Consider the following 26,274-nt stretch of genomic DNA (forward strand, 5'->3'; position numbering starts at 1 on the left):
CAGAATCAAGCGTGCGCAAGCATTCTTGCGCAAAAACTCTCAGAAACTCTCAGGCTGAGCACGGCCATGAACCCTCGCGCCGAAGGCCGCGTCGTCCAGCCGGGGGTCAGCCGCGGTGCAGGGAAGCCATGCCGGTCGCTGCCCAGCCGTCGGCGGTGACCTCGCTCGACCGGCCGCCGCTGACGTGCCGGAGGCGGTCGCCACTTCGGAGCACGACCTGCCAGGGACCGCGTCCATGCACCCGCCCGGCCGCCAGGGCCACCGCCTCCGCCGGTCCGAGGTCGACGAGCTCGTCGGGCTCGACGGGCTGGGCGGGCTGGGCGGGCGCGTCCTGCACGTCGCGATCGAGAACGTGTAGCCAGACGTGGCCCTCCACGATGACAACGACGGCCCGCTGCTGACCCGCTGCTGCCAGGGCTGCCGCGCCCGCCCTCTGTGCGACGCACGTCCAGACCCGCGAACCAGACGCGCATCCCAGCAGCACCTGGCCTTTCTGCGAACGGATGAGGACGTCCAGATGCCCCTCGCCCCCCGCCACCCGGACGTGCCACGCAGCGTCCACACCCACGATTGCGTCGTCGTCACCGAGCTCGGGTCTCCCGAGCCTGCCGAGGCCGGGCCGGTCGACCGCGGACTCGAGGGTCATGACCGGGTAGCCACGCCCCGGCCTTCCGCTCAGGATCTGCAGGCCGAGCGCGCCCACGACGGCCACCACGTGATCGCCGTCCGGTGTCTCGACCACTCCGGACGAACCCGATACCCCGTGGGCAACGGCGCCGTGGTCGACGAACCCGTCTGTCGGTGTCCACACGTGGCGTCGGAGCTCACCCGCCTCGCTCATCGCAAGCACCTCGAGGAAGTCGGGACCGGCCTGTACCTGGGCAATCGTGGCCGACACGTATCGCATGCCCCTGCCGAAGCGCAACGCACCGCTCCACGACCCCACTGCCGCACCTTGGTAGGTCTCTTCCGGGTCCGCGTTGAACCAGCCGACCCACAGACCGTCGTCGACCGCCGGCGCGACGAGCTCGAGGTTGCCGGCCCTGCCGTAGCGACCCTGCGTCGTCCCGGGCGTGCCGTTGACCGGCGGCCACGGCTCGCGCACGTGCTGCCGGTCGGGGGGCGGGATCGGATCGCTGGCGACGTCGCTCATGAGCGCATCCTCCACCCGCGCCGCGGCAGACCGACGGTCGGCGCGTCAGGCGGGCCTTTCGCTCCACGGCGTGACGCGTCCGACTGTGAGCGGCTCCGCTCGCTCGTCCAGTACAGCGTCGGCGACGACGCGAGAGATCTCCTCTGGTGTGTGCCACCGCACGTCACCGTCGCCTCCAGCCCATCCGAGAAGCACGCGGGTGGTGGCCCGGGTCGGCAGCCAGGCGGCGGCCGCCTCCTCGCCCCCCAACGGATCCGCGAATCGGCTCGGCAGCACGATGACTGCGTGCGCCGCGGCGCGCGCGAGGACGGACCACGACTCCGGACTCAACGCGCCCGCATAGCCCACCGCCACGTCTACGCCCACCCCATCGGACCGGAGGTCAGCGAGCATCCTGCGCACGGCCCGGGGGTCACGGGCGTCGAGCGCGAACCGTCGGTCCCAGTCCCCCTCCGCCAGACGCGATCCCCGTGAGATCCCGACCCGGAAGGGGTGGCCCTCCCCTTCCCTCACACGAAACAGCGACCGGCCGAGCGGGGCGAGGATGCCGGAGGCACCGACGACGACGTACGTTGACCCCACCAGTCCGGATCCGATCGCCATCGACAAAGGATCGCCCATGCCCTGGATCTGCGTCACCACCGGCCCCGACCTCCCCGACGAGGCAGCCCGTGCGTTGTCACGCAAGGTCGCTGCAGCCGCAGCGGTGGCCCTCGACCTCGTCCCCGATGACGTCGTCGTGCTGGTCAGCCCGGCTGGGGCGGTCTCCGGACCTGGAGCCATGGTGAGCCTCGCAGGACGCCGACGGGACGAGGCAGCCGAGTCCGCACTGGCATCCGCCGTGCGTGCCGAAGTCGCCGAGACACTCGGCCTCGACCCCGGCCTCGTGGCCGTGTCCCGCCTCTGACAACTCCCATCGGGAGTTTCACCGCACCAGCGTCCTCCCGACGGTATGGAGCGACCGCTCGGGTGGATGACGGGTTGCGGGCCAGGCGGCACATCCTCGGTCGGGTCTATGCCGTCGTCCGCCATGTCCCCCACCGCGCTGATTTCTCTCCGCTCTCAAACCGGGGTCGATCGCGGTTTTCGTACCGGCTATCCGAACCAGCCCGAGCGCGGCCTCAAGAAGCGCGCCGGACGCGCTTCCACAGGTCCGCGAACGCCTTGGCAGAGTCCGAGGTCGGGGCGTAGACGCCTATCGGCGCGCGGTGCTCGCCCATGCGCTCCACGACGACGCTCGCGCCGACGTAGCCGTCGCCGACCTCCTTGTGCGCCGCAGGAAGCTGCTCGAGCGCGTCCACATGGGCGCGCTTTCGTCGGTCCACCTGAGAGAGGAATGCAACGAGCTTGACGTGGCCGCCGGCATCCTTGATCACACCGCGCACCTGCTCCAGCGAGCGCAGCCCCAGCGCCGACGGGATGAGCGGCAGAACGACGACGTCCGCTGCGCGCAGCGCGTTCTCGGCGACCAGCGACGCGCCCGGCGGGGTGTCGAGGATGATGACGTCGTAGTGCCTGCGGAGAGGCCGCAGTGCCTCCGTCACGCGGGACGACGGCTTCTTCGCCGCGTCGAGGGCAATGTCGAGGTCGCGGTAGCTCTCATCGGCGGGGAGCACGTCGATCCGCTCGAGTTTCGATTCGCGCACCACCTTGTTCGCGGGCTTCCTGCCCCGCACGAGCGCCTCAGCGCCTCCTCGCAGATGCGGCTTCACCTGCAGCAGCCAGGTCGCCGCGGCCTGCGGGTCAAGATCCCACAGGAGAACGTCTCGCCCTTCGGATGCCGCCTGCCAGGCGAGGTTGACAGCGGTCGTCGTCTTTCCGACCCCACCCTTGGTGCTGTATACCGCGATCACCGTTGCCGCCACGGGGCCATCCTGTCACGGCCTTCGTGGGAGTTTCTCGACGAGCTTCGCCGTGGAAGAGTCGCACGAGATCCGTCGTGGATGTCGCTCGCGGCGCTCAATTCGGTGGGTGCGTAGCTTCCCGGACTGCCCAAGGGGCCTGGGTCCTATCGCCGCGAGGCGCTCACGGACGACCCGTTCACCACGGCCTCTCGACGCTATGCGTGTGGATAGTCGTCCTCGCCCTCGTCGGGCACGACCGCCTGCTGTTCGAGTCGGTCTGCCTCGTCAACGAGGTCTGCCGGCGCGTCGAGGGGGACCGCCGCAAGTGTGTCGGCCACCGCGTCCGGATCGAGCGGGGCTCGTTGTTCGAGGAGGTCGGCCTCGGGGACCTCCTCGCCGGGGTCGATGCGGTTGTCAGCCACTGTCGTCCTCCTCTTCCGCGCTCGTAGTGCAGTGTTCTCGGCTTCTAGATCCAGCACCATGGCGATGCCGGCCAGATTGAGTCCGGCCCCGAGCAGAACGCTGATGCGGCGCAGCCGGTCGAGGTCGTCGGCGCTGTAGCGGCGCGTGCCGCCCTCGGTGCGGTCGGGCTCCAGCAGACCGCGGGCCTCGTAGAGCCGCAGGTTCTGCACGCCCATTCCGACCAGCTCCGCGGCGGTCGAGATCCCGTAGACGCCCCGGTCGCTCGCTGGTTCCGGCACGCGCATCGACCACGCCCTTTCTCGGCGGCAACTTCCTCGCGTTGCCTCTTGCACCAGCGTCCCACCAGTGCTACAAAAAATCTATTGCGCATGCCACAGATCGCACGGCGATCGTGGACCAGACAAGGAGCATCAGAAGACAAGCGATGGAGGTGGTGACGATGCTGATGCGCACCGACCCTTTCCGTGAGCTGGACCGCCTGACCCAACAGGTTCTCGGCACCAACGGCACCTTGGCCCGTCCGTCGGTCATGCCGATGGACGCTTGGCGGGACGGTGACACCTTCCACGTCGAGTTCGACCTGCCGGGCGTCGACCCGGACTCGATCGACCTGGACGTCGAACGCAACGTGGTCACGGTCAAGGCCGAACGTCCGGCTCGAGCGAGCGACGCCGAGCTCATCGCCGCCGAACGCCCTCGAGGGGTGTTCAGCCGCCAGCTCATCCTCGGCGACAACCTCGACACGCAGCACATCACGGCGAGCTATGACAGCGGGGTCCTTTCCCTGCACGTCCCGGTCGCCGAGCAGGCGAAGCCGCGCAAGATCTCCATCACCAGCAACGGTGAGGACCGGCGCTCCATCAACGCCTGAGCCAGGAGGGTGAGTCACTTGCCCGCGATCCTGCCCGCCGACAGCGTGGATGCCGCCGCCCCCAGCACCAGCGACCTGTTCCTGGAACTGCTCTGCGCCGACGAAGACCTGCTGCGGGCCGAGTTCGAGGCGATCGTGGCTGCCGAATGGCCGAGCCCGCCACCGGACCAGCCAGCCGAAAGCAACATAGCCCGGCAAGGCCCTCCAGGGTCATCGTCCTCAACGAGAGGTCGCCCCGCTGCGCCACCGAGCCGGCCGCGACACCCAGGCGCCGGGGAAGGGAGCCGGCAACGATCGCCCCCCGCTGACCCGCGGCGATGACGCCAGCTACACGACAACCACGAAACGAGAGGTAGGTGATGGCCAGACGTGAGGCACCGTTTGGGACGTGACTGCCTTTCCCGCCCGCACGTTTCACCCTGAGCGCCTGTCGCAACAGCTCGCGGCGCCCGCGCCCGCACGGCGCACACCTCAGCGGGCCGGCAACGCAGTCGTCCACACCAGGTGGTCCCGGCCGATCCTTCGGCCGGGACCACGACCATCCCACCCGCCGCACCACGCCCCCGTCACGCCACGCTCATGAGGACAACACCCACCGACCTCTACGCCGTCCTGGGACTCACGCCGGACGCCACGCCGGCCCAGCTACGGCACGCCTACCGAGCGATGCTCCGCCAGCACCACCCGGACACCCGCGGGGCCGGACCCGGCCCAGCCGCCGACGCGGCAGACCTGGCAGATCAAGCTGTGCAGCAGATCATGACCGCCTACGAGGTGCTGCGTGACCCAGCCCGGCGCGCCGCCTACGACCAGCTGCGCACCTCCTCCGGATCAGCCGTCCCCGTCAAGGTCCGGGTCCACCGGGCCTCCCCGACGCCGGACGACCCGCCCATTCAGGCCGGCCCTGTCCGCTGGCACTCCTGACCACGCCGCCGGCCCGCGAGGCGGATCCGCGGCGGATCCGCGACCGCGGCCCGGCATGTGTCGTCAGAGGGTGAGCAGGACCATCGTGGCGGTGCGCTCGTCCACGGCCGGCGGCCGTCGGCTGCGTGGTCCAGGGGAGGGGTGAGGTCGAAGACGCTGCCCGTGCTCACCCCCGGCGGTGGCAAGTGGAGCTGAGCCTGCGTGCGGGCGAACCGGTGATGATCACAGCGGCCGATGTGCGGCGGTTTCGCCCCGGGGTCAGTGGAGTGGCTGACCGAGGAATTCGTTGAGGGCCGCCGCGACGGGTTCCGGCTGGTCGAGGTGTGGGATGTGCCCGGCGTCCGGGATGACGGTGATGCGCGCGTTGGGCATTCGGGTGGTGAGGTCGCGACCGATGTCGGGACCGGCCAGGGCGTCGTGGTCTCCCCAGATGAGGAGCGTGGACACCGGTAGCGTGGCCAGGGCGCTCTCCAGGCGAAGCTGGGGGCGCCATCCTCGGATGGTGGCGACGGCCTGCATGATCGCCTGGTTCGTCTGGGCGGTTCCGGGCAGGTTGATCCCGAGGAGGGCAACTTCCAGGAGGTCGGCCGGGACGCGCTCGGGGTGCACCAGGTAGTTGCCGAAGGCCCGCTTGCGTAGCGTCTCAGCGTCCCGGACCTGGATCTTGGAGATCAGTGTCCCGACGCCGGGGGTCGCCCAGAGCTGGAGGAAGAGGCCGGGCTTGGGAAACAGCCCGCCGGCTGTGCCGCAGAGAACGAGCTTGCGGACCCGGTCGGGGTGCGCTGCGGCGAAGGCGATCGCGAAGAACCCGCCCATCGAGTTGCCGACCAGGTCGATCTTGTCGACACCGAGCCCGTCGGTCAACTCGAGCAGCCACCGCGCCGCGTCGGCCCGGAAGTCCAGGCGGCGGTAGTCGGTCGGGTAGGAGAGTCCGAAGCCGGGCCGGTCCGGGATGATGAGCGGGCTCCCCAGCTGGGGTGCGAGGTCGGCCCACTCGACAGTGGTGCCGACGCCACCGTGGACCAGGACCGCAGGGCAGGGCGACTCCTCGCTGACCAGGATGTAGGTCTCTCGCCCGGCGTGGTCAGGGATCCGGCGCCCGACACCGGAGAACCCGCGGCGTCGGAACGCGGCCAGGCGGCGTTCCTCGAACTCCCGCCTCTGGTCGTCAACCCCTCGTGGGTATGCCCCCGGGCTCGTCAGCGGGTCCGTCGCCACCGACCGCGGTGGCCGTTGTCTGCTTGGCCGTGTGTCCATCCTGTCCTCCCGGGCCCTCGTGCCGTTTCGCAACTCCGTTGCGATACGTCGTACCGTAACGACGTGCCACTATGCTGTCAATATGGGTAGACCGCGAATTCACGACGAAGCAACCGCGGAGGCACTGCTGGACGCGGCAGAGCGGATTGTGGCCGCGGACGGCCCCGATGCGCTCTCGATGCGGCGGGTGGCCGCCGCGGCGGGAACGACGACACGCGCCGTCTACAGCCTCTTCGAGTCCAAGGAGGGCCTGCTCGTCGCGTTGGGCAACCGCGCCTTCCAGCTCCTGGGCTCCTGGGTCAACGAATACCCGCGAACGCATGATCCCGCGGCCGACCTGGTCAACTCCATCGTCGACAACTTCCGCCGGTGGGCGCTGGAGCATCCGGCGCTGTTCCGGATTGCGTTCCAGCACATCGGGGAACTACCGCCTGACCTCACGCAGCGTTTCCGTCCGGCGCGGCTGAAGGCGCTGGCCGACCTGGTCGAGATGGTGAGTCGGGCGTTGGGTCTGGAGGGTGGCCTGACCAACCCAGAGGTCCGGGACGCAACCATCAAGATCGACGCCCTCTGCGAGGGGCTGGCGCTCCTCGAGCTGCGTGACGGACTTCCACCGGACCACGCGGAGGAGATCTGGCGCGAGGCGTTCGTGGCGCTCATCAGCGGCATGCAGGCCGCGCTCGCCCTCCCCCAAGACCCGATCGCCGCCGCAACCTGACACCATCGAGCCGACGAGTATGGCCGCCCGGCTTCGCCGCGATCCAGACGGTTCCGGAGTGCGTCTATCCGCCACCTGCCGGCGTGGCCTCCGGCCCTGTGTACCCGATCTGCCGATGAGTGCGCGCTCGGGCCCTCTCCCGCCGGGGAGCTGCGTCGGGCGTCGTGCAGGGTCTTGTGGCGGACGCTCGGCCTGCCACGGCTTGCCAGCCAACGTGGTACCAAGGCGCCTCCATTGACCCATGGGTGTCACGCTCCTAGCCTTGAGTTTGCCGCAAACCATGGTCATGAGCTGTCGAGGTCGCACATGACTCCCCTGTTTACCTCCAGCTTTCAGGAGATCCTCTTTTGGGTTGTCTTCCTGGGCGGCTTCAGCGTTCCACTCCTCTACTTCGCTCGATGGAGTACCAGAAACGCGCCGTCAACCAGGGCTAAGCCCCGACGGGACGCATCGACATTCACGAACCTCGCCATCATTCCGGCGGTAGCCGTCGCGATCTGGGCTGGCTACGCCCGAGTCGGGCCACTCCTTGCCCGCTGGACCTTCTACCCGGGCCTCGTGATGTTCGCTGCCGGGATGGCACTCACAACGTGGGCGTATCACACCTTGGGGACCAACTTCTCCCTCGAGGTGCAGGTTCAACGTCACCACACAGTGGTTGACGCCGGGCCCTATCGCATCCTTCGCCATCCCGGCTACACAGGAGTGCTGTTTGGGATGATCGGGCTCGGGCTCGCTCTTCAATCATGGGTCGCGCTCGTGCTGCTGTTGCTCGTGTCAACTGCCGCCTTGGCCTACCGAACACGGATCGAAGAGCAGTTCTTGGTTGCCGAGCTCGGCGACGACTACGTCCGCTACATGGCACGGACCAGGCGCGTCATCCCCTTCGTCTGGTAGGCGCCGAGGACAGCGCGCGCCGCGCCCTCACAACCTGCTCCAAGACCACCTTCAGCGCACGTCCCCCGAACGCCTGACCATGTCGCGAGTCGCGCGGCTGGGTCATGCGTGACCAACCGCCGCGACGGGACACGTGCATAGCCGGCAATGAGACACGCGCAGGGGGCGGTGAGGGGTGAACAGGCTCTTGGGCCGAACGCGGACGGCCAATAATCGCTGGGCCATAGTCGACAAACGTCGTAAAATTTCTCCATGAACGCGAGTCAGCGATTTCTCTGCCCCCGGCCTGGTGATGGCCGCGGGTTCGTTTGCGCGCGTACGTTCGTGTAGCAGCTCCTGCGTCGCCCGGGTCGGGGGAAGCCACCCCACCCGAACCGACACGCACTTGGAGCATTCTCGTGAAACCTGGCTACCTCACCCCTTGTGACCTTCACCGCGCCCTTACCCTGCGAGACCTGAGTAACCCCGCCCAGGGGCCACACGCGATGCAGATCCTGCTCGAGCGCATCGTCTCTGCCCTGGCAGCGGCGTGGGCCTCTACGACAATCACGGTGCGCAACCCCCCGATCGTCGCGGTCCACGACAACTACGACCACCTGGGTTTCGACGCCGGGAGCATCACCCGCGACGCCCGGCACACCCGCTACATCAGCCCGACCACGATGCTGCGCAGCCACACCAGCGCCGACATCCCTCACACGCTGCAGCGATACCGCGCGCGTTCCGGTCCGGTGGATGAACTCATCGTTATTCCCGGGCTCGTCTATCGCCGCGATGTCGTCGACCGCACCCACGTCGGTGAACCGCATCAGGTCGACCTTTGGCGTCTGCGTTCCTACCCCGACACCACAGGCGCCACCCTGCAGCACATGATTGCGCTGCTCGTCGAAGCCATCCTGCCCGGGACCCGGTACCGCACCATCGCATCGGCGCACGCCTACACCGACGGCGGCCGGCAGATCGACGTGTGGCACGACGGGCAATGGATGGAGATCGCCGAGTGCGGACGGATTCATCCCGACGTCCTCACCCGCGCCGGACTGCGCCCGAGCCGCTGGTCCGGGCTCGCACTCGGGATGGGCCTCGAACGTGCCCTGATGCTGGCCAAGGGAATTCCCGACATACGCTATCTGCGCGCAACAGAACCACGCATCGCTGCCCAGATGCAGGACCTGAAGCCATGGCGACCCGTCTCGAGGCTTCCGGCGATCACCCGAGACCTCTCCGTCGTCGTCGCGCCAGACACCGACGACGAGAACATCGGGGACACCGTCCGGTCGACGCTGCATGATCGGGTCGAGGACATCGAGTCCATCCAGGTGCTCAGCCGCACCGACCACGACGAACTACCCACGCGGGCGCAGCAGCGCCTGGGTATCACCCCGGGACAGGTCAACTGCCTTGTCCGGCTCACGTTACGAGCGTTGGCACGCACACTGACCGATGCCGAAGCGAACGCCATCCGCAACGACGTCTACCTCGCCCTCCACAAGGGACCCGTCCTGGAACTGGCTTGAGCGTCCCACAAACAGGATGCCGGCGAACCGCGTCTTTCGCCGCGAGTTGCAGGTCGGAGGTCGGTGCGTCGGCCGGCAACGCCAGAGTCGCCAGCGAAGGGGCCGGGTCAGTCCGTAGGAGTTCGGCGTCACTCTCCAAGCAGTTGCGCTGACAGCAGTTCGCGCAGGAACGCCGTAGTGCGCGCGGTGGACCATCCCCGGCCGGTGCGGAGCGACTGGTAAAGCTCGGCACTGAAGAGCACGACCAGGATGTCGGTGGCCTTCGCCGGTGACAGCCCGGGTCGCAGGCCGCCGGGTTTTCGTGCGAGGTCGCGGACCGTCTCACGGTAGGACTCGACGCGTCGGCGCTCACTGACCTCGACCACGGCGGCCGCCTCGACGTCGCCGCCGGCTCCGTGCAACGCGGCCACGAGCGGCGCCACCCGCTCGAGAATCCCGACACCGTGGGTGAAGAAGACAGCGAAGGCCGCCTCTGATGTGGGCGCCGCCTGGAAGGCGGCCCACCATTGGTGCCGGGGCATCAGCTCGGTGATGTCCGGGTCCGGTGGGGGCTCTCGCCAGTGGTCGAAGCCGACGACGGCCGCCCCCAGCGACTCCGCGAGGAGCGCCGCCTTGGTCCCGAACGTGTAGTAGATCGTCGGAACCGCTACGCCTGACTGCTGGGCCACCTCGGCGATCGTCGTGCCGAGGTACCCGCGCTCGGAGAACAGGTCATAGGCAGCCCGGACCATCCGGCGTCGGGTGATCAGGGCGCGGTCCGTGCGGGTCGTGGGGCTAGACAGAGGCTCCATGGAGGTTCACTATAGTCTGACTATAGTGAGAGGATGGGATGGCAGATGAGAATCCTGTTCGCGTCGATGCCGGCCGATGGACACTTCAACCCCCTGACGGGGATCGCCGCCCACCTGGCCGACGGTGGTCACGACGTGCGGTGGTACGCCGGACCGGAGTACGGCGCCAAGCTCGACCGACTGGGCATGCGCTGGTTCGCCTACCGGCAGGCCACCGAGGTCATGGCGAGCACCCTCAACACCCTGTTCCCCGAACGTGTGGCTCTCAAGGGACCACGTCTGATCTCCTTCGACCTCGACAAGCTCTTCGTAAGCCAGGTCGAGGAGCACTTCCAGGACCTCGTGGACATCAGGCAGGAGTGGCCCTTCGACGCCATGGTGTGTGATGGCGCCCTGTACGCAGAACAGCTCGTCGCGGAGTCCCTGCATCTACCGGTGTTCGCCATCGGCCTGAGCATGGTGATGCCTGACGCCCATGGACCGCCACCGTTCTTCGGGTTGCGCCCCTCGCGCACGCCCGTGGGCCGGCTTCACCACGCGCTCGTGCGCAGACTGCTCTCCAGCGGCATGAACGCCGGCACCACTCACTACAACCAGATCCTCGCCCGACACGGCATCGCACCGATCCGACCCGATGGGTTCCCCCACGAGCCGATGCTGAGGACGACGCGGGTCTTCCTCAACGGCTCCCCAGGCCTGGAGTTCCCCGGCTACCAGCCCCTTCCCAACGCCGAGTACGTCGGCCCGCTCCTCCCGGCCCGCCGGGCGACCAGACCGGGAACCCCGCTGCCGGCTGCGGTGGTACAGACGTCGAGGAAGGTGGTGGCGGTCTCCCAGGGCACCGTCGACAACACCGACCCGGGCAAACTGATCATCCCCACCATCCAGGCACTCAAGGACTCCGAGTACATGGTCGTCGCCACGACCGCGGGAGCCCACACCCAGGCCCTCCGCGAGCGCTTCCCCGACCCGAACGTGGTGATCGAGGACTTCATCGACTACGACGACCTCTTCCCGCACGTCGACGTCTTCGTCACCAGCGGTGGTTTCGGCAGCAACCTCGCAGCATTCCTGCACGGCGTCCCGGTCGTCGGGGCCGGCAAGCGCGAGGGCAAGAACGACATCAACGCACGGGTCGGCTACAACAGACTCGGCATCGACCTGCGCAGCGAACGCCCAAAGCCAGCAAGACTCAGGCGGGCAGTCCGCACCCTCCTGGAGGACCCCACCTACGCCGGGAAGGTCGCGGACCTGCGCGCCGAGCTCCACGCCTACGACCCCATGCAGACGATCGAGAACGCGATCCTGCACGAGTCGGCAACCACCCGCCCGTGACACGGCTGAGGTTCGCGACCGGGGTGTGCGTCGCGGAACAGTCCCACCTCACCAGGGTCCGGCTGAGCGGCGGCCGGAGGGAGCGCCGGTGTGAACCCGGGAGGGCTTCGCCTTGAGTAGCGCGCGGGCAGCGGCGATCGTGACCTGGGTGTACGCCCTCGGGTTCGGAATCGCCACCGCGCCCGTCTCGATCTACTGGCTGAGAAGCGGTCGGCTCCCCCGCTTCTTCGGCTTGTTTGAGATGTTCGGCGGCCCTTGGTCGGCCAGTACCTCAGACAGAACCTTCGTCGGACTCCTCCTCCTGTTCTGTGCGGCGACCCTGGTGGCCTTCTGCTCAGCTTGGCTGCTCTGGCAGGGGCGGAGGATCGGTGCTGTACTCAACCTGGCCGTACTCCCGGTTGAAGCCGTCTTCTGGATCGGCTTCGCACTGCCCCTTCCGTGGGCGACCGGTCTCGCGAGAGTCATCCTCATCGCCGTCGCCTGGAACTCGCTCTCCAAGTCCGGCATCAGGCCCAGCTCGCGCCCTGACTGCCCTGAGCGCGCTCACCAACCACCAACGGGGGACAACCAGAATCCGAGCGTGCGGACTTCGCAATGCGCGCGAGCCTCACGTGCGTCACAACGCCGCCAGGGTCGCCGGCGTGCGAGCCCCTCCGGCCCACTCTGAGACCTCCTCGACGAAGGGCGTCCCCAGCGTTCAGACTGACGCGGCTTCGGCCAGCTGCCCAGGCCGGATGACGGTACGACAATCCTTCGGGGCCCTCGCGTGCATGCGCGGTCGTCAGGCCCGGGCATCCGTGGTTCGTGCCACGCCCGGGCTCTATCGTTGACGGGAGGCTGTTTCGGGGCGGACTCGGGCTGGAGCGCTGAGTGATGAAGCGGGAGACGCGATACGCGAAGAGTGATGGGGTCAGTGTCGCCTACCAGGTTGTTGGTGACGGGCCCCACGACCTGATCCTGGTGCCGGGCTTCGTCTCTCACGTTGAGGTGGCGTGGGAGCAACCGCGGCTGGCCCATTTCCTGAGCCGACTGGCCTCGTTCTCGCGGCTGATCGTGTTCGACAAGCGGGGTTCGGGCATGTCCGACCCCGTTGACAGTCCGCCGTCGATGGACCAGCGGATGGACGACATCCGGGCCGTCATGGATGCCGCCGACTCGCGCCGCGGCACCCTGTTCGGAATATCAGAGGGCGGCACACTCAGCATGCTGTTCGCCTACAAGCACCCGGAGCGGGCGCGGGCACTGGTGCTGTACGGGTCGTGGGCACGTCGCCTTCCCGGTCCCGACTACCCCTACGGCCCCTCGGCTGAGCAGCTCGAGGACACCATCGTCGGGATGGACCGGGCGTGGGCATCCGGCACGTGGTGGGATGGCGGCCGCCCGAGCCCGGCCGATGATGCGCAACATCGCGCGTGGTGGGCTCGGTACCTGCGAATGGCGGCGAGCCCGGCCATGGCGCAGAACGCCATCCGGATGAACATGCGGATGGACATACGCGACCTGCTCCCGATGATCGAGCAGCCGACCCTGATCTTGCATCGTGCCGGGGACACGTGGATCGAGGTGGGCCACGCGCGGTACCTCGCGGAGCACCTTCCGAGAGCTCGTTACGTCGAACTGCCCGGAACCGACCACCGGCCTTGGCTCGGCGACGTCGACGCGATCGCTGACGAGGTCGAGATCTTCGTGACCGGTCGAAAGAGCCGTCCGAGGCGGCGGACCAACCTCGGAATGGATGCGCTGAGCCGGCGCGAGCGCGAGGTGGCCCTACTCGCGTCGCGAGGCGAGACGGCCAGCGAGATCGCCGGTCAGCTCGGGGTGAGCAAGCGCACCGTGGAGAGTCACCTCGTCAACGTCTACGAAAAGCTCGAGATCGGTTCGAAGACGGAACTGGTCCGCCGGGCCGCCGAGTTCGGAATCTAGCGAAGTCCCGTATCTATACGGAGGTATCTCTCACCGGCCGTGCCTACCTTGATCGACAACCGTTGATTGAGGGAGGTCGAGATGAACGACTCAGCGTCGACGTGGTCCACTCCCCGTGAACTGCTCTCGGTGGCTCTTGCGCCACAGCAGCTCAAGCGGACGGTGTCCGTGATGTTGGTTGTCGGCACCGCGTTCTTCGCGATGAACCAGCTCGGCGTCATCCTGGCCGGGCGTGCGACCGCCCTGGTCTGGGTGAAGGCCGCTTTGACGTACCTGACGCCGTTCTGCGTCTCGAACTTCGGGCTGCTGTCGGCGACCCGCAGGATGGCGACCGTTCGAGTCCAACCATCACTGGTTGAGAGCGACGCGGGCCTCACCCACACCGGGCAACGTGCCATGAGCGGAAAGGAACAAGGACATGGATGAGACGAAGATGGCCGAATTCGTCGAGAAAGCCATCTGCGATGTCGGAGCGTTGCTCGGCGGTTCGATGGTCGTCATCGGCGACCAGCTCGGCCTCTACCGCGCGATGGCCGGGGCAGGTTGGCTCAGCCCGACGGACCTGGCCAGTCGCACCGACACCGCCGAGCGGTACGTGCGCGAGTGGTCGAGTGCACAAGCGGCGCGCGGCTACCTGCTGTATGACGGTGCCGGCCGGTTCCTGCTCCCCGATGAACACGCCATCCCACTCACCGATGAGACCAGCCCAGCCTGCGTCATCGGAGCCTTCGAGATCGCCGTCGGGTCGGTCTACGCCACAGACACGATCGCGGAGCGGTTCCGGACTGGGAAGGGTTTCTCCTGGGGCGAGCACGACGGTCACGTCCTCGGCGGCTGCGAACGGTTCTTCCGGCCCGGCTATCTCAACAACCTGGCCCGTGCCTGGATCCCCGCGCTCGACGGTGTCGAAGCCAAGCTCACCGCCGGCGCGCACGTCGCCGACGTCGGCTGCGGACACGGTGCGTCAACGTTGCTCCTCGCGCAGGAGTACCCAGCGTCGAGCATCGTCGGTTTCGATGCCCACGAAGGTTCGATCGAGGCAGCGCGCAGGCGCGCCTCCGTCGCTGGACTGGCCGATCGGGTTCAATTCGAGGTCGCGACAGCCGCGACGTTCGAAGGGGTCTTCGATCTCGTCTGCTTCTTCGACTGCCTCCACGACATGGGCGACCCGGCCGGCGCGTGTGCCCACGCACGCGAGCGCCTGGGGCCGGACGGGACTCTCATGCTCATCGAGCCTTTCGCCCACGATGACCTCGGCGACAACCTCACCTCGGTAGGCGCCGCCTACTACGGGTTCTCGACATTGCTCTGCACTCCCAGCTCGTTGTCCCAGGACGTGGGTGCAGCGCTGGGCGCGCAGGCCGGGGAGGCCAGACTGCGCGAAGTCGTTGTCGGCGCTGGGTTCTCGACGTTCCGCCGGGTCGCGGAGACGCCGTTCAACCTCGTGCTGGAGGCGAGGGTGTCGTGAAGTTTGCGCAGATGATCGAGTTCAGGTCGAGTCGGATCGCCGAGTTCGACCAGTACCTCGATGCCTGGATGGCCAAGACCGAGGGTGATCGGATTCCGCACCGCGCCGTGCTGACTAGGGACCGAGACGCCGAGGACGAATACATGCTGATGGTGGTGTTCGCATCGCACGACCAGGCTATGGAGAACTCCGACCGCCCCGCGACAGGAGAGTTTGCCTCGTTCCTGGCAGCGATATGCGATGAACGGCCAACCTTTCGCAACCTGGATGTGCTGCGCGAAGTAGAGCTGTAGACCTGCCGGCACCGGGCGCTGGTCGCCGACACGGTGGCACCTCGGAGTTCAGTCCTTGCCAAGCGGTCCGGTCCCCGCGGTAGACGCCCGCGACAAGGGACCGCGCTCGACTCGTAATGGCGCGACATACCGCCGCGAAGCGGGCGGGGCTAACTAGTGACCCCACTCCCCCACTATGGCGAAGAAGCGCACTCCTGCAACCTCGCGGCCCCCTTCTGCGGTCTGCAGGGCCCCCTTGACGTAGCGAGGACGTGACCGTCGCGCCACCGGTGTGGGTCGACGCCCAGAGACACGCACGTCGCCCGGCGGTACGTCGGCGAACTTCGTGCACACGGCCTGCGTAAGAGTTGAGCTCCCCACGTTCGGACGGTGATCACCGCGATCGAGCGCGCGTCATGGGCATCGGGGGCCTTGCGGTTATGCCCGGTGTCGAACAGCCGGACCGGCCATGAAACGTCCCCTTGTTCGGCTGCTTCCCAACGGCAGTGGTGGCGAGCAGACTTTGTCAGTGAGTAGATCGCACGACGTCAGAGGGCTCGCGGCGGCGATGGGACCGCCGCTGGCCGCAGCGGTTGCCGGCAACGCGTTCATCGGCCGAGACTCGCTGCGCTGGTTTCGCCAGCTGCGCCAACCCCGGCTTCAACTGCCGATGCCAGCATTCGGGCTTGTGGGAGCCACCTACTACGTCCAGATGGGGACGGTCCTCTATCGGGCATACCTGAACAGGGACTCACGGGTACGCCATCTAGCGCTAGTCGTGTTGGCAGGCAACGAACTGTGGAATGTGGCGTTCATCGGCCGACGCAGTCCTCGCAACGGCTTCGCCGGAACCTTGGCCTTCCTCGTTCCGCTTCTGGCCTTGCAGAGGTCCGTCACCTCCGACCGGCCCTCGATGATCGCCCTCACGCCGTACACCCTCTGGGTGGTCGCCTACGACGTTCCGTGGAGCTACCGACTGTGGCGCCTCAACCCGGGCTAGGCACCCGTGGGCGAGCAGAACCGACAGTCGATCGAAACGCGTCCTTGCCGCGATCCGCTCGGTCGCCCTCTGTCCAGCGGCCACATCCTCCCACCGCAAGCCGGCCACACGGCGGGTGGGCTTGCAAGAGTCGCTCCGCGTGGTCCGATCGATCTCGCGAGCACAGCCGACCTACGTCCACCGCCGACTACTGCGTGTGTCGGCTCGTTGACTGAGGTCTCATGTGCAGGTTCGTCGGGACACCGCTGCTGGCAGTGAGCGCACCGACGAGTTTGCAGGACTTGCTCCCTGACGGCGCCCGCAGCGTCCGAACGGCTTGTTGCTTGTGAACATCAGGGAGGCCCACCCGTACCGGGAGGCAACAGCGGCCAGGACCGCAGTTAGCGGGTGCTGGCGCCGCATCCCTCTCCTTTGCAAAGATCGACACGGTGCCCCGTTTCGGCAGGCGGCTCAAGGCAGAGCATCTAGCGAATCGCCAGATCCTAGGAGAGCACGATGCTTCTCGGCTTACAGCTCATGCCCACCCACCCGAGTGAGCACGGAAACCACGCCGACACCCTTCTCGCGGTGGTTCGTGCCTGCGAGGAAGCCGGCCTCGACTCGGTGTGGATGGCCGACCACTTCATGTTCTCCGACGAGGAGAACCCCGAGCGTGAAGTCCCGATCCTCGAGTGTTTCGCCACGCTGGGCGCGATCGCGGCGGTGACAGATCGGATCCGCATCGGTCAGCTCGTCGTCGGCGTGCCCTACCGCAACCCGGCGCTGCTGGCGAAGACCTGCGCCACGCTGGACGTGATCAGCCACGGCCGCACCATCGTCGGGCTCGGAGCGGCTTGGCACGAGCCGGAATTCAACGCTTACGGCTGGTCGTTCCCACTGGTGAGAGAGCGCATGGAGATGCTCGAGGAGGCGGTGCAAGTCGTCGACCGGATGCTCACCCAGCGTCCCGCCAGCTTCGACGGGAAGCACTACACGGTCTCCGGTGCCTACAACGACCCGCGACCGGTGCAGCATCCGCGACCGCCGATCCTCATCGGAGGCAGCGGGGAGCGGGTCACTCTTCGTCTCGTCGCGACCCGCGCCGACATGTGCAACGTGTCGGGAAGTCCCGGCGAGGTGGAGCGTCTCTTCGGCGTTCTGGCAGGACACTGTCAGGCGGTTGGACGACCCTTTGGCGAGATCACTCGCTGCAACCACGTGTCTATCCTCATCGCGAACGACGAGACCGAGCTTGCCGCGAAGGCGCGGCGCCATCCCGAGTTCGGCGGCATCGCCGGCACCCCGGAGACGGTCGTGGCCAGGTTGCGCGAGTATGCGGCGGTTGGCTCGCAGTACGTGACCTTCACCCTGGCGGACTCCGATGACGTCGAGGCGGTCCTACTCATCGGCGAGACGGTCGTGCCAGCGCTGGCGGACATGTGAACGTGCGGACACTCGCCTCACAACTGGCAGTCAGGGCCTCGCCCAAACTGCGCGGCCGCGAGGATCCCCGGCCGCGGCCACTACCCAGTCCGGGCGAGAACAACGCCCGCAGTGTCCGATCCGCTCGTTCTGTCCATGGGCATCCGCGTCCTTCCACTGCCAATGGGCTATCCCGTTCGAGGTGGACCGTCCCACGCGCTCTCACCGACCGATCGAACGCGCTGCAACGGCGACGATGTAGAGATCGAGAACTAGCCAGGGCGAATGGCAGTGCCACGACGCCCCCGGGACAGCGGCCGATCAACGGCGCTGTCACGGGGGCGTACTGGTCACTTGGTGATGAGCACCGAGCCGCTCAGCGCGGGCAGGGTCAGGTCAGCTTGCCCTTGACCGGCTGCACGGCACGGCCCGTCATGGCGTCGGTGTACGGCTTGTCGCCGTAGCCGGTGGGCAGCTCGACGGTGACCTCGCGCGGCGAGCGCCCTCGACGACGCCCTTCAACATCTTCCTGGGCTGCAAATCCCGTTGATACGGGTTCGAGGTCAGGTACTCCACGTCCGGGTGGTTCCCGCAACGCAGCTACTGCAAACGCATCCCGTTGTTGATCCAGTCGAACTTGTCGACCTGGGTGAGGGGCAGGTCAGCAGGCATGCCCTTCTCTTCTCTCGGCTGGCCCTGCCGGTCTGACGGCGACATGCAGGGGGACGAACGGGTCGAACCGGCAGCTCGTTGGACGGCCCGATCCTCTTGTTTGTCGCGGGCCGGACCGGGCAGCCCCCCAGATCGCGACGGTCTGGGGGGCTACCAGCGTGAGGCGGTTGGGACTCTCGGCGAATCAGAGAGCGACCTTCACGCCATCGGAGAACATCGAGTCGTGAAGCTCGAGCTGGGTGAGCTTTGCACCCTTCGGGACGTCGAAGTAGACCTTGCCCTTGACGGAGTTGCCGGGGTTGATCTCCTCAAACAGCACCTGCGAGCTGTCGTCGTAGATCGAGGCCGTGCTGTCAGCGGAGAACTTCCGGTCCTTGGCGTCGAAGGCCAACTGGTTGTCCGCGAACATGGACTGCGGCTCGTCCCCAATGTTCTCGATGTGGAGTTGCACAGCGCAGAACTGGCCCTGTGCCTTGGTGTTCAGGTACTCATTGCCGACCGTGGAGATCCCACACTTGACGCTCTTGACGGTGAACTCGAACTTGCCGTCGCGGACCGGCGTGCCGATCTGCGAGGCGGCCTTCGGCTTCGCCACGGGCTTGGGAGCGGCGGGCTTGGGAGCGGCGGGCTTGGGAGCGGCGGCCTTGCCAGCAGCCGGGGGCGCGGCCTTCTCGGTGACGGTGACGGAGGTCGTGGTTGGGGTCGTGCCCCCGCCAGCGGCCGACGTGATCGCGTTGCACGCGCCCATGAGGACCAGCGCGCCAACCACGCCGATGGTGATCTTCGCGCCCTTGCCCATGCCCTTCTTCTTCTCCAAGGCGGGCGGGATGATGGGCTGCGGCGCTGGCAGCGGCACCCATTGGCCGTCCTGGGTGAGGAGGTGGCCGTTGGCGACGTCGCCGGGTTTGTACTCGGTGTTGCTGCTCACGATGGGCTGCTTTCTGTTCTCTGGGTCGGTGAGCCGGGCGGCTCGAGCACGCCCTGCAGCCCGAGCCGGCCCTGGTGGGGCGCGGTTCGGAGCGTGTCCCCATCGACCGGGAACTGGTCCAGCGTGCACACCTACTTGGTGTTGATGAGCAGTCTATCAGGTCTTTATGGGGTTTCTATTCAGCCCCTGTGTGTCACCTATTACAGACGCATGCTCGATGAGCCTCATGCCTCGCCCGTCTGGGGACCCATTGGAGGTCCACACTGCGCCGGTTCCCGCGCAGTCAACCTTCATCCCCTGACGCGAAGATCGTCGTGGGGGCGGTCGCACCGGCCTCCCCTGATCCGATCCCGATGGTGCTTCTGCCGGGCTTCGACTACCGGCTGCGTGAGTGGCGGCACCCGGAGACGCACGAGACGCGCTGGCTCGAGCGGAGAAAGTCCGCCCTGCAGGGTGACGCCGACGACTAGCCCGCCGCCGGGCGTCCCAACATCGCACGGCCCCGGTCGGCGCCCGGCCACGTTGGCCGGCATCTGCACCGGCGTCGCCTGATGCTTGACGGTGTTGGCCGTGATCGGCGACGGCCGGCAGGTATCCGAGGTCGCCGCGGCGTGGGGTGTCTCGAGACAGACGCTGCGCGCGTGGCTGGTCCGGTACGAACATGACGGGCTCGAGGATCTGGCAGATCGGTCCCATCGTCCGGGTCGATGTCCGCACTAGGGTCGAGCGTCGCAGTCTCCCGAGGGGATTGGCGCCACAGTTGAGTCGCGGGTCGTTCCTCGCGCTGCCTCCGGCCACCTGCCCTGGAGCGGTTCAGGGGTGGTCAGGCGTCCATGACCGCCGGCGACCAGCACCAGCCAGCCGACTCCCGGGCGGTCGCGACGTTGGCGACGGTGTGTCGTTTGCGCCGCTCGGTGACCACGACCCAGCGGTGGTGCTGCAGCCGGTTGTCCTGATCGCCGCGGGCCCGGGCGGCCGGGGTCGCCAGCTCCCACCGGTCACGCATCGCTTCCCCGCGACGACCGAGCCGATCGTGTTGCCGCTGAGCAGGCGCCGGTCGCTCCAGCCCCACGCTCAGATGTCTGCGCGACCACAAGCCCTGGGCGCACCATGTGCGGACCATCTGCGGCGGGTTCACGACGCTTGACCGGGACACCCTCAGCCACGCACGCAGCTATAGGCCGCCTGTCCCCGGGCCTCTCGGACGTGCGTGCGGCTCGGGCCGGGCGGGGTCTGGACGCATCCAGGTTCGGTGGGGACTGTTACTCGTCGTCGCCCTGCTGGGCGGACTTTCTCCGCTCGAACAGCCAGTGGACCTCGTGGGTCTCCGGGTGCCGCCACTCGCGGAGCCGGTACTCGAAACCTGGAAGGAGTACCAGCGGGATCGGCTCCGGCGACGCCGGGGCGACCGCTCCGACGACGATCTTCGCGTCGATGGGGATGAACGGGGACTGCGCCGGAATGGGTGCAGTCACGATCTCTACCGGGTCTCCATAGGGGCGCGCCATGGGACGCAACGTAGCACGGGTGTTGCTATGCCGCCGAGTAGCACTCGTATAACACACCCATAGATCCCTGATAGAGTACTTCTAACGAGGCGACTTCGGATCCGTTACCCGCCCTGACAGGAACGCGGGGTCGGGTTCGAGGTCCCACAAGAGGAGCTCGCAGCTCTCTCTTGGCCTCAGCAACCGATCAGCCGCCCGGCTCACGCCGTGAGAGAGAACAACATGTCCAACGCCAGCCGCCACGAAGACCCGCTGATGCCGACCGAGGAAGTCTCCATCGGGAAGGTGTACCACCTGGGTGGCCAATGGCGAGCCGCCATCCGGATCGACGACGCCCTCGTGCTCGTCGCCAGGTCCAGAGGTGAGGGTTTCTACATCGCTGACGACCGTCGCCTGGCCTCGTCATTCAGACCGGACCTGACCATCGCCGCGCAGATCGGTGACGCCCGTCGTCGTCGTCCTCGACGACTCACGATGGGTCACTGACTCCGCCTGGACATCCGGCGTCCGTCGGCGAACGCCGCGACGTCCACGACGGGCCCGCTATGCGGCCTTCACCCGGGACCAGTGGCTCGTCACCTTGGTCCTCGGCAGCGTCGTCGGGTCCATCGCTTGGCTTCGAGGGGTTCGGCCCCCGCGCCACGGTCGCGCCCCGCCGCGCGCCTCACCGCGCCTGATCGCGCCCCCACCGGGTCACAACCGCTCACCAAGCCACCTGCGACCACCGGAACGCGTCGTTGACCGGTGGCTGCACACTGCCCTGCACGAAAGGCTCGTCACGCGACACTCCCTGCTCCTAGAGTCACTGCCATGGCGGGGCGTGGGCGGCTGGGCTGCTCCCGACGATGACGACAGGCGTGGGGGCGGTGGGGACCTCGGGCCCTGCTCCCCTGCCCGCCGCCGGCCCGTTCGACCCACCGGCTCGGGACGAAGCGGTCATATCCCCTGCCCGCCGGATCGCCCGTCTCGCCGCGATCGCCGTCGCCTACTACCTCGGTGCCCGGTTGGGCCTGCGCCTCTCGCTCGTGGGCAACGACGTCACGCCGCTCTGGCCGCCGACCGGTGTCGCCGTCGCGGCACTGATCGTCTTCGGACGGTCCTACTGGCCGGCCGTGGCGGTCGCGGCACTCGCGGTGAACCTGCCGATCAGCGCCAACCCGTTGGCGGCGGTCGTGACGGCCGTCGGCAACACGCTGGCGCCCGTCGTCGCCGTGACCCTGCTCCGGCGCGTCGGGTTCCGTCGCGAGCTCGACCGGCAGCGCGACGCGATCGCGATCGTCTTCCTCGGTGCCCTCGCGAGCATGCTCGTCAGCGCGACGATCGGCGCGGTCACGCTCGTCGCCTCGGGCTCCATCACGACCGCGGAGCTCCCGGCGGCATGGGCGGTCTGGTGGACCGGTGACGCGATGGGCGTCCTCGCCGTCGCGCCGTTCCTGCTGTGCCTGCCCCTCTTCTGGGAGCAGCGCCGCTGGCCGTTGCGGCGGTGGGTCGAGGCCGTGACGATCATCGTCGTGGCGACGCTCGTCGTCGCGAGCGTCGCGACCACCGGCCCGCACATCATCTTCCTCACCCTGCCGGTCCTCGGCTGGGCCGCGTGGCGCCTCCAGCTCCGGGGCGCGGCCCCGGCGGCCCTCATCGCCTCGCTCGTCGCGACGTGGGCGGCCGCCGAGCAGGTCGGGCCCTTCGAGGGCAGGACGCTGCTCGAGCAGATGGTGACGCTCCAGGCCTTCAACGCGTGCGTCGCCCTCACCTCCTTCTTCCTCTCCGCGCTCGTCAGCGAGCGCATGCAGACCGCCGCCGCCCTCTCGGCAGCCGCCTCCGAGCTCGAGCGTCGCGTCGAGCAGCGCACCGCCCAGCTCTCCGCGGCCAACACCCGTCTCGTCCAGGAGATCCAGGAGCGCTCCGAGGCCCAGGAGCAGCTGAGCCACGAGGAGGCCCGGGCGCAGCGGGAGCACCAGATCGCCGAGACCCTCCAGCGCAGCCTGCTGCCCGACCGCCTCCCCGACGTGCCGGGCGTCGCGCTCGCCGCGCGCTACGTGCCCGCGACGGCCGACGTGCAGGTCGGCGGCGACTGGTACGACGTCGTCCAGCTCCCCGACGGCCTCATCGGGCTCGCCATCGGCGACGTCGCGGGACACGGACTCACGGCTGCCGCGACGATGGTCCAGGTGCGGATGGCCCTGCGCGCGTACGCCCTCCAGGACCCGTCGCCGCCCGCCGTCATGCGCGGCGTCCACCAGCTCGTCGCCCAGCTCCCGGTCCCCGAGATGGTCACGCTGATCTACCTCGTCTACGACCCGGCCACGCGCCGCCTGCGCTGGACGAACGCCGGCCACCCGCCTGCGCTCACGTTCACCGACGGCCATGGCGCCTACCTCGAGGGCGCGCTCTCCCCTCCGGTCGGCGTCACCGTCGACGGCTCGTTCACCGAGGCCAGCCAGGTCCTGGCCCCGGGCGCGACGCTCCTGCTCTACACCGACGGCCTCGTCGAGCGACGCGGCGTGTCGCTGACCGCCGGGCTCGACCGCCTCGACCGCGAGGCCTCCGCCGCACCCGTCGACGACATCGAGGCCCTCTGCGACCGGCTCCTCGACACCTTCCTCGACGAGGACCACATCGAGGACGACGTCGCGATCCTCGTCATGCGGCCCGCGATCTCCGTCGACGGCGAGCTCGACGTGCGCCTGCCCGCGGAGGCCCGCAACCTCGTGCAGGTCCGCAGCGCCCTGCGCCGCTGGCTCAAGGAGTCCGCCGTCTCGGACCACGACGTCAACGAGGTCCTCGTCGCCTGCGGCGAGGCCTGTGCCAACGTCGTCCAGCACGCCTACAGCGGTCAGACCTCGTCCGGCGAGCTCGTCGTCGAGGCCCGGCTCGACGACGACCGGCTCGAGGTCCGCGTCCGCGACCACGGCCACTGGCGTCCCGCCGCGGACCGTGGGGGTGGGTGGGGGCTGCAGCTCATGGACGCCCTCATGGACGACGTCGACGTCGAGCACACCACCGGCGGCACCGACGTCCGCCTCCGCCGTCGCGTCCAGATGGGAGGCGAGGGATGAGCGACCTCGCCCGCGTCGACACGCGCCGCACCGGCACCACCCAGCTCGTCCGCATCACCGGTGAGCTCGACCTCTCCAACGCCCGCGAGCTCACGGACGCCCTGGGCCACGCCGTCCCGACCGGCGTCACGCACGTCGTCGTCGACCTCAGCGCCACCACCTACCTCGACAGCGCCGCCATCGCCGCGTTCTTCCGCCTCTCCCAGCGTCTGCGCGACCGCCGCCAGGACCTGCGCCTCGTCGTCCCCGACGGCTCACCCATCCGCGCCGTGATCGAGCTGACCCGGTTGAGCCAGGTGATCCCCGTCGACGAGAGCGCCCCCGAGCCGAGCGACCCGATGGCGTATGCCGCCCTCCCGCACGACGGCGTGCCCGACTCGACCGAGCCCCCACCGGTCGCAGACGCGGCGGAGCCCGACGCGGACGGGACGGGCACCGCGGACGGTCACCGCAACGGATAGCTCCCGGACCCGGGCAGGGGCGAGCCCGAGCGGTCGGTGAAGAGCGCGACGAGCGTCCCGGTCCGACCAGGCTCCTCCCGGGTGACCTCGACGACGAGCTCACCCGCGCGCAGCCGGCCGTCGAACTGCGACGTGGGCCGGCTCACGTGCTCGACGACCTTGGTGCCGTGCTCGTCGCGCACCGACGTGATGAGCCACCCGGCCGGTGCCTCGAGGTGGGCGAGGTACCCACGGTCGCTCGGCCGGAACGTCAGGGTCGTCACCGTGCCCTTCGGGGCAGGAGGCGGGGCGACCGGCGCCGACGGGCCGGTCGAGCTCGTCGCCGGTCGGCTCGACGTCGGGCCCGCGGTCGAGGTGGGGCTCGTCGCGCGGAGGCTCGACGTCGTCCGGATCTGCCGGTCGGCGCTCCCCGCACGCCCGCCCGACGACTGGAAGCGGGAGACGCCCTCCGCCGTCGCGACGCCGATGACGGGTCGAGGCCCGGACGACGTGGGCACCGAGGAGGCGGACGTCTCGGCCGGGTAGGACGACTCGGTGCCGTCCACGGCTCCCCTCGAGGAGTCGCGGCCCACTGGTGCGTCCGCCGAGACGCGCCCCGTCGGGTCGAGCTGGAGCAGGAAGAGGGCTGCCGCAACGACGAGCGCAGCCGCGACGACCACCGCGGCCGCCGAGCGACCCGACACCGAGAGCACCCGACCGGCCACACCGCCCGCACCGCCGCCGGGACCGGCACCGCCCACATCGGCTGCGAACCATTCACGGTCGTCGACGCCGTCCATGATCGAGGCCACTCCCACCGCGACCGGGACCGTGGCCCCCGCGCCCGTAGCCGCTGCTCCGGCGCCTGGACCGCCCGCGGCCGTGGCACCCGCGACCGCGCCACCCGCAGCCCCCACGGCACCGGCAGCGCCCACTCCGGAGGCCGCGGCGAAGGCGCCGGGCAGCAGCACCGGCGCGACGCGCAGCCGGATCGCCGCGTCGACGTCGACGACATCGAGCACGGCCGCGCGGCACCGGGCGCACCGGTCGAGGTGGTCGTCGACGCGCTCGCGGGCCCTGACGGGCAGGGAGTCGCGCACGTAGCCACCGAGCTGGCGGCGCACCTCGCGGCAGTCCGGCTCACCCGCGTTCGCGACGAGCTCTGACAGGAACGTCTGGCGCAGCCGCTCACGCGCGCGCTTGCTCCGGCTCGCCACGCCGTTGGGGGTCGTGCCCAGGCCGGGAGCGATCTGGTGCGGCTTCTCCTCGTGCACGACCAGACGCCAGAGCAGCGACCGGGACTCGTCGGGCAGCGAGCGCCAGGCGGCCCACACGGCGTCGCGCTCCTCCGCGTCGACGGCCTCGTCCTCCGCCGAGGCGGCGGTGCGGGTGTCGATGGTCGTCTCGTCGTCGGTGAGCACGACCCGGTTCGTGTAGCGCCGCGCGACGTCGATGTTGGCCCGGCGCAGCGTGCTCAGCAGGTAGGGCCGGAAGGCCGTGTCGGGGCCGCCGCCACCGCGGAGGGCGTCGAGGGTGCGGGTGAAGCTCTCGCTGACGAGGTCGTCGACGTCGCTCGGTGCGGCCACCCGCGCGGCAAGCCGTCGGGCCGCCGGTTCGTGACGCGACCAGAGCTCGGAGTAGGCGGTGTCGTCGCCCGCGCGCACGCGGTCGACGAGCGCCGCGTCGCTCTCGACTCCGTCGACGCGTCCGCCCTCGCCGGTCCCCGCCAGGGGCTCGCCCGTCACCCCGTCGTGCTCGCCGTGCGCCCGCTCCACGCTCTTTCGTCCCCCACCCGTACGCCGACCGCTCGTCGGCTGCCTCGACCGTCACTCCATCGGGTGCGTGACCGGGCGCCGGGTCCCGTCCCCGACCCGTC

At 68.8% G+C, this 26,274-nt stretch carries 28 protein-coding genes; 17 read left to right on the forward strand and 11 right to left on the reverse strand.

The features are described from left to right. Positions 1-106: 106 nt before the first annotated feature. Both ASD90_RS18335 and ASD90_RS18340 read right to left on the reverse strand, forming a co-directional pair. Positions 107-1,153 carry a hypothetical protein gene (locus ASD90_RS18335; protein WP_056759696.1) on the reverse strand — a complete coding sequence of 349 codons (1,047 nt, stop codon included), beginning with the start codon at positions 1,151-1,153 and terminating at the stop codon, positions 107-109. 45 nt (positions 1,154-1,198) lie between these two features. After that, a complete protein-coding gene (locus ASD90_RS18340) occupies positions 1,199-1,756 on the reverse strand; it encodes a hypothetical protein (protein ID WP_157610610.1) in 558 nt (185 codons plus the stop codon). A 16-nt stretch (positions 1,757-1,772) separates the two neighbouring features. Here ASD90_RS18340 and ASD90_RS18345 point away from each other — a divergent pair, with 16 nt between their 5' ends. Further along, entirely contained in the window at positions 1,773-2,060 is a 288-nt protein-coding gene (locus ASD90_RS18345; RefSeq protein ID WP_056759698.1) for a hypothetical protein, read from the forward strand. Positions 2,061-2,274: 214 nt separating this feature from the next. On the opposite strand, the gene ASD90_RS18350 is transcribed toward ASD90_RS18345, so the two are convergent. Continuing rightward, positions 2,275-3,018, reverse strand: coding sequence for a ParA family protein (locus ASD90_RS18350; protein ID WP_057586566.1), 744 nt, complete (start codon positions 3,016-3,018; stop codon positions 2,275-2,277). A 194-nt stretch (positions 3,019-3,212) separates the two neighbouring features. Further along, positions 3,213-3,704 (reverse strand): MerR family transcriptional regulator, encoded by a 492-nt coding sequence (locus ASD90_RS23115; protein ID WP_082588855.1) that lies wholly within the window; start codon positions 3,702-3,704, stop codon positions 3,213-3,215. Positions 3,705-3,859: 155 nt separating this feature from the next. Between ASD90_RS23115 and ASD90_RS18360 the strand changes: the two genes are divergently transcribed. Together ASD90_RS18360 and ASD90_RS18365 are read left to right on the forward strand one after the other, a co-directional pair. After that, positions 3,860-4,291 (forward strand): Hsp20/alpha crystallin family protein, encoded by a 432-nt coding sequence (locus tag ASD90_RS18360; protein WP_056760265.1) that lies wholly within the window; start codon positions 3,860-3,862, stop codon positions 4,289-4,291. Between the two features lie 579 nt (positions 4,292-4,870). Beyond that, entirely contained in the window at positions 4,871-5,215 is a 345-nt protein-coding gene (locus ASD90_RS18365; protein ID WP_056759700.1) for a J domain-containing protein, read from the forward strand. A 258-nt stretch (positions 5,216-5,473) separates the two neighbouring features. On the opposite strand, the gene ASD90_RS18370 is transcribed toward ASD90_RS18365, so the two are convergent. Beyond that, positions 5,474-6,433 (reverse strand): alpha/beta fold hydrolase, encoded by a 960-nt coding sequence (locus tag ASD90_RS18370; protein WP_056759702.1) that lies wholly within the window; start codon positions 6,431-6,433, stop codon positions 5,474-5,476. A 31-nt stretch (positions 6,434-6,464) separates the two neighbouring features. On the opposite strand from ASD90_RS18370, the gene ASD90_RS18375 reads away from it, so the two are divergent. From ASD90_RS18375 to ASD90_RS18385, 3 genes are all read left to right on the forward strand, one after another. Continuing rightward, positions 6,465-7,190, forward strand: coding sequence for a TetR/AcrR family transcriptional regulator (locus ASD90_RS18375; protein WP_157623230.1), 726 nt, complete (start codon positions 6,465-6,467; stop codon positions 7,188-7,190). A gap of 306 nt (positions 7,191-7,496) precedes the next feature. Next, the gene (locus ASD90_RS18380; protein ID WP_056759706.1) at positions 7,497-8,087 is read left to right on the forward strand and encodes an isoprenylcysteine carboxylmethyltransferase family protein; all 591 of its coding nucleotides are present in this window, start codon (positions 7,497-7,499) and stop codon (positions 8,085-8,087) included. Between the two features lie 485 nt (positions 8,088-8,572). Further along, positions 8,573-9,604: a hypothetical protein gene (locus ASD90_RS18385; protein WP_082588857.1), complete on the forward strand. Its 1,032-nt coding sequence runs from the start codon at positions 8,573-8,575 to the stop codon at positions 9,602-9,604. Positions 9,605-9,732: 128 nt separating this feature from the next. Here the strand turns inward: ASD90_RS18385 and ASD90_RS18390 are convergent, their stop codons facing one another. Continuing rightward, on the reverse strand, positions 9,733-10,335 hold the full coding sequence (locus ASD90_RS18390; RefSeq protein ID WP_056759710.1) for a TetR/AcrR family transcriptional regulator: 603 nt from the start codon (positions 10,333-10,335) through the stop codon (positions 9,733-9,735). Between the two features lie 105 nt (positions 10,336-10,440). Between ASD90_RS18390 and ASD90_RS18395 the strand changes: the two genes are divergently transcribed. From ASD90_RS18395 to ASD90_RS18425, 7 genes are all read left to right on the forward strand, one after another. Continuing rightward, positions 10,441-11,730: a glycosyltransferase gene (locus ASD90_RS18395; RefSeq protein ID WP_056759712.1), complete on the forward strand. Its 1,290-nt coding sequence runs from the start codon at positions 10,441-10,443 to the stop codon at positions 11,728-11,730. A gap of 873 nt (positions 11,731-12,603) precedes the next feature. Then, a complete protein-coding gene (locus ASD90_RS18400; RefSeq protein ID WP_235506820.1) occupies positions 12,604-13,653 on the forward strand; it encodes an alpha/beta fold hydrolase in 1,050 nt (349 codons plus the stop codon). 81 nt (positions 13,654-13,734) lie between these two features. Continuing rightward, a complete protein-coding gene (gene nrtS / locus ASD90_RS18405; RefSeq protein WP_157610608.1) occupies positions 13,735-14,079 on the forward strand; it encodes a nitrate/nitrite transporter NrtS in 345 nt (114 codons plus the stop codon). After that, complete coding sequence (locus ASD90_RS18410) at positions 14,072-15,121, forward strand: trans-aconitate 2-methyltransferase (RefSeq protein WP_056759718.1); 1,050 nt, start codon at positions 14,072-14,074, stop codon at positions 15,119-15,121. The genes nrtS and ASD90_RS18410 overlap by 8 nt, the downstream gene beginning before the upstream one ends. Beyond that, positions 15,118-15,414: a hypothetical protein gene (locus tag ASD90_RS18415; protein ID WP_056759720.1), complete on the forward strand. Its 297-nt coding sequence runs from the start codon at positions 15,118-15,120 to the stop codon at positions 15,412-15,414. The genes ASD90_RS18410 and ASD90_RS18415 overlap by 4 nt, the downstream gene beginning before the upstream one ends. Before the next feature lie 508 nt (positions 15,415-15,922). Then, positions 15,923-16,393, forward strand: coding sequence for a TspO/MBR family protein (locus ASD90_RS23125; protein WP_162260221.1), 471 nt, complete (start codon positions 15,923-15,925; stop codon positions 16,391-16,393). Positions 16,394-16,909: 516 nt separating this feature from the next. Beyond that, positions 16,910-17,815 carry a TIGR03560 family F420-dependent LLM class oxidoreductase gene (locus ASD90_RS18425; RefSeq protein WP_162260222.1) on the forward strand — a complete coding sequence of 302 codons (906 nt, stop codon included), beginning with the start codon at positions 16,910-16,912 and terminating at the stop codon, positions 17,813-17,815. A gap of 370 nt (positions 17,816-18,185) precedes the next feature. Here ASD90_RS18425 and ASD90_RS23825 read toward each other — a convergent pair whose 3' ends face one another. Together ASD90_RS23825 and ASD90_RS18430 are read right to left on the reverse strand one after the other, a co-directional pair. Further along, positions 18,186-18,389 (reverse strand): hypothetical protein, encoded by a 204-nt coding sequence (locus ASD90_RS23825; protein WP_162260223.1) that lies wholly within the window; start codon positions 18,387-18,389, stop codon positions 18,186-18,188. Between the two features lie 261 nt (positions 18,390-18,650). Next, on the reverse strand, positions 18,651-19,394 hold the full coding sequence (locus ASD90_RS18430; protein ID WP_056759727.1) for a DUF4352 domain-containing protein: 744 nt from the start codon (positions 19,392-19,394) through the stop codon (positions 18,651-18,653). A 561-nt stretch (positions 19,395-19,955) separates the two neighbouring features. On the opposite strand from ASD90_RS18430, the gene ASD90_RS23130 reads away from it, so the two are divergent. Continuing rightward, complete coding sequence (locus tag ASD90_RS23130) at positions 19,956-20,114, forward strand: helix-turn-helix domain-containing protein (protein WP_369793631.1); 159 nt, start codon at positions 19,956-19,958, stop codon at positions 20,112-20,114. A 103-nt stretch (positions 20,115-20,217) separates the two neighbouring features. Here ASD90_RS23130 and ASD90_RS18435 read toward each other — a convergent pair whose 3' ends face one another. After that, positions 20,218-20,400, reverse strand: coding sequence for a hypothetical protein (locus tag ASD90_RS18435; protein WP_056759737.1), 183 nt, complete (start codon positions 20,398-20,400; stop codon positions 20,218-20,220). A 256-nt stretch (positions 20,401-20,656) separates the two neighbouring features. Further along, a complete protein-coding gene (locus ASD90_RS18440; RefSeq protein ID WP_056759738.1) occupies positions 20,657-20,902 on the reverse strand; it encodes a hypothetical protein in 246 nt (81 codons plus the stop codon). A 222-nt stretch (positions 20,903-21,124) separates the two neighbouring features. On the opposite strand from ASD90_RS18440, the gene ASD90_RS18445 reads away from it, so the two are divergent. The 3 genes from ASD90_RS18445 to ASD90_RS18455 all read left to right on the forward strand — a co-directional run bounded on the left by ASD90_RS18445 (position 21,125) and on the right by ASD90_RS18455 (position 24,419). Beyond that, positions 21,125-21,388, forward strand: a complete 264-nt coding sequence (locus ASD90_RS18445) for a hypothetical protein (protein WP_056759739.1) — start codon at positions 21,125-21,127, stop codon at positions 21,386-21,388. A 359-nt stretch (positions 21,389-21,747) separates the two neighbouring features. Further along, positions 21,748-23,958, forward strand: coding sequence for an MASE1 domain-containing protein (locus ASD90_RS18450; protein ID WP_235506785.1), 2,211 nt, complete (start codon positions 21,748-21,750; stop codon positions 23,956-23,958). Beyond that, positions 23,955-24,419 (forward strand): STAS domain-containing protein, encoded by a 465-nt coding sequence (locus ASD90_RS18455; RefSeq protein WP_056759741.1) that lies wholly within the window; start codon positions 23,955-23,957, stop codon positions 24,417-24,419. Before ASD90_RS18450 ends, ASD90_RS18455 begins: the two co-directional genes overlap by 4 nt. Here ASD90_RS18455 and ASD90_RS18460 read toward each other — a convergent pair. Beyond that, entirely contained in the window at positions 24,404-26,173 is a 1,770-nt protein-coding gene (locus ASD90_RS18460; protein WP_056759743.1) for a sigma-70 family RNA polymerase sigma factor, read from the reverse strand. The genes ASD90_RS18455 and ASD90_RS18460 overlap by 16 nt on opposite strands. Positions 26,174-26,274: the final 101 nt, after the last annotated feature.

It is taken from the genome of Terrabacter sp. Root181 (assembly GCF_001428505.1).
Classification (GTDB): Bacteria; Actinomycetota; Actinomycetes; order Actinomycetales; family Dermatophilaceae; genus Terrabacter.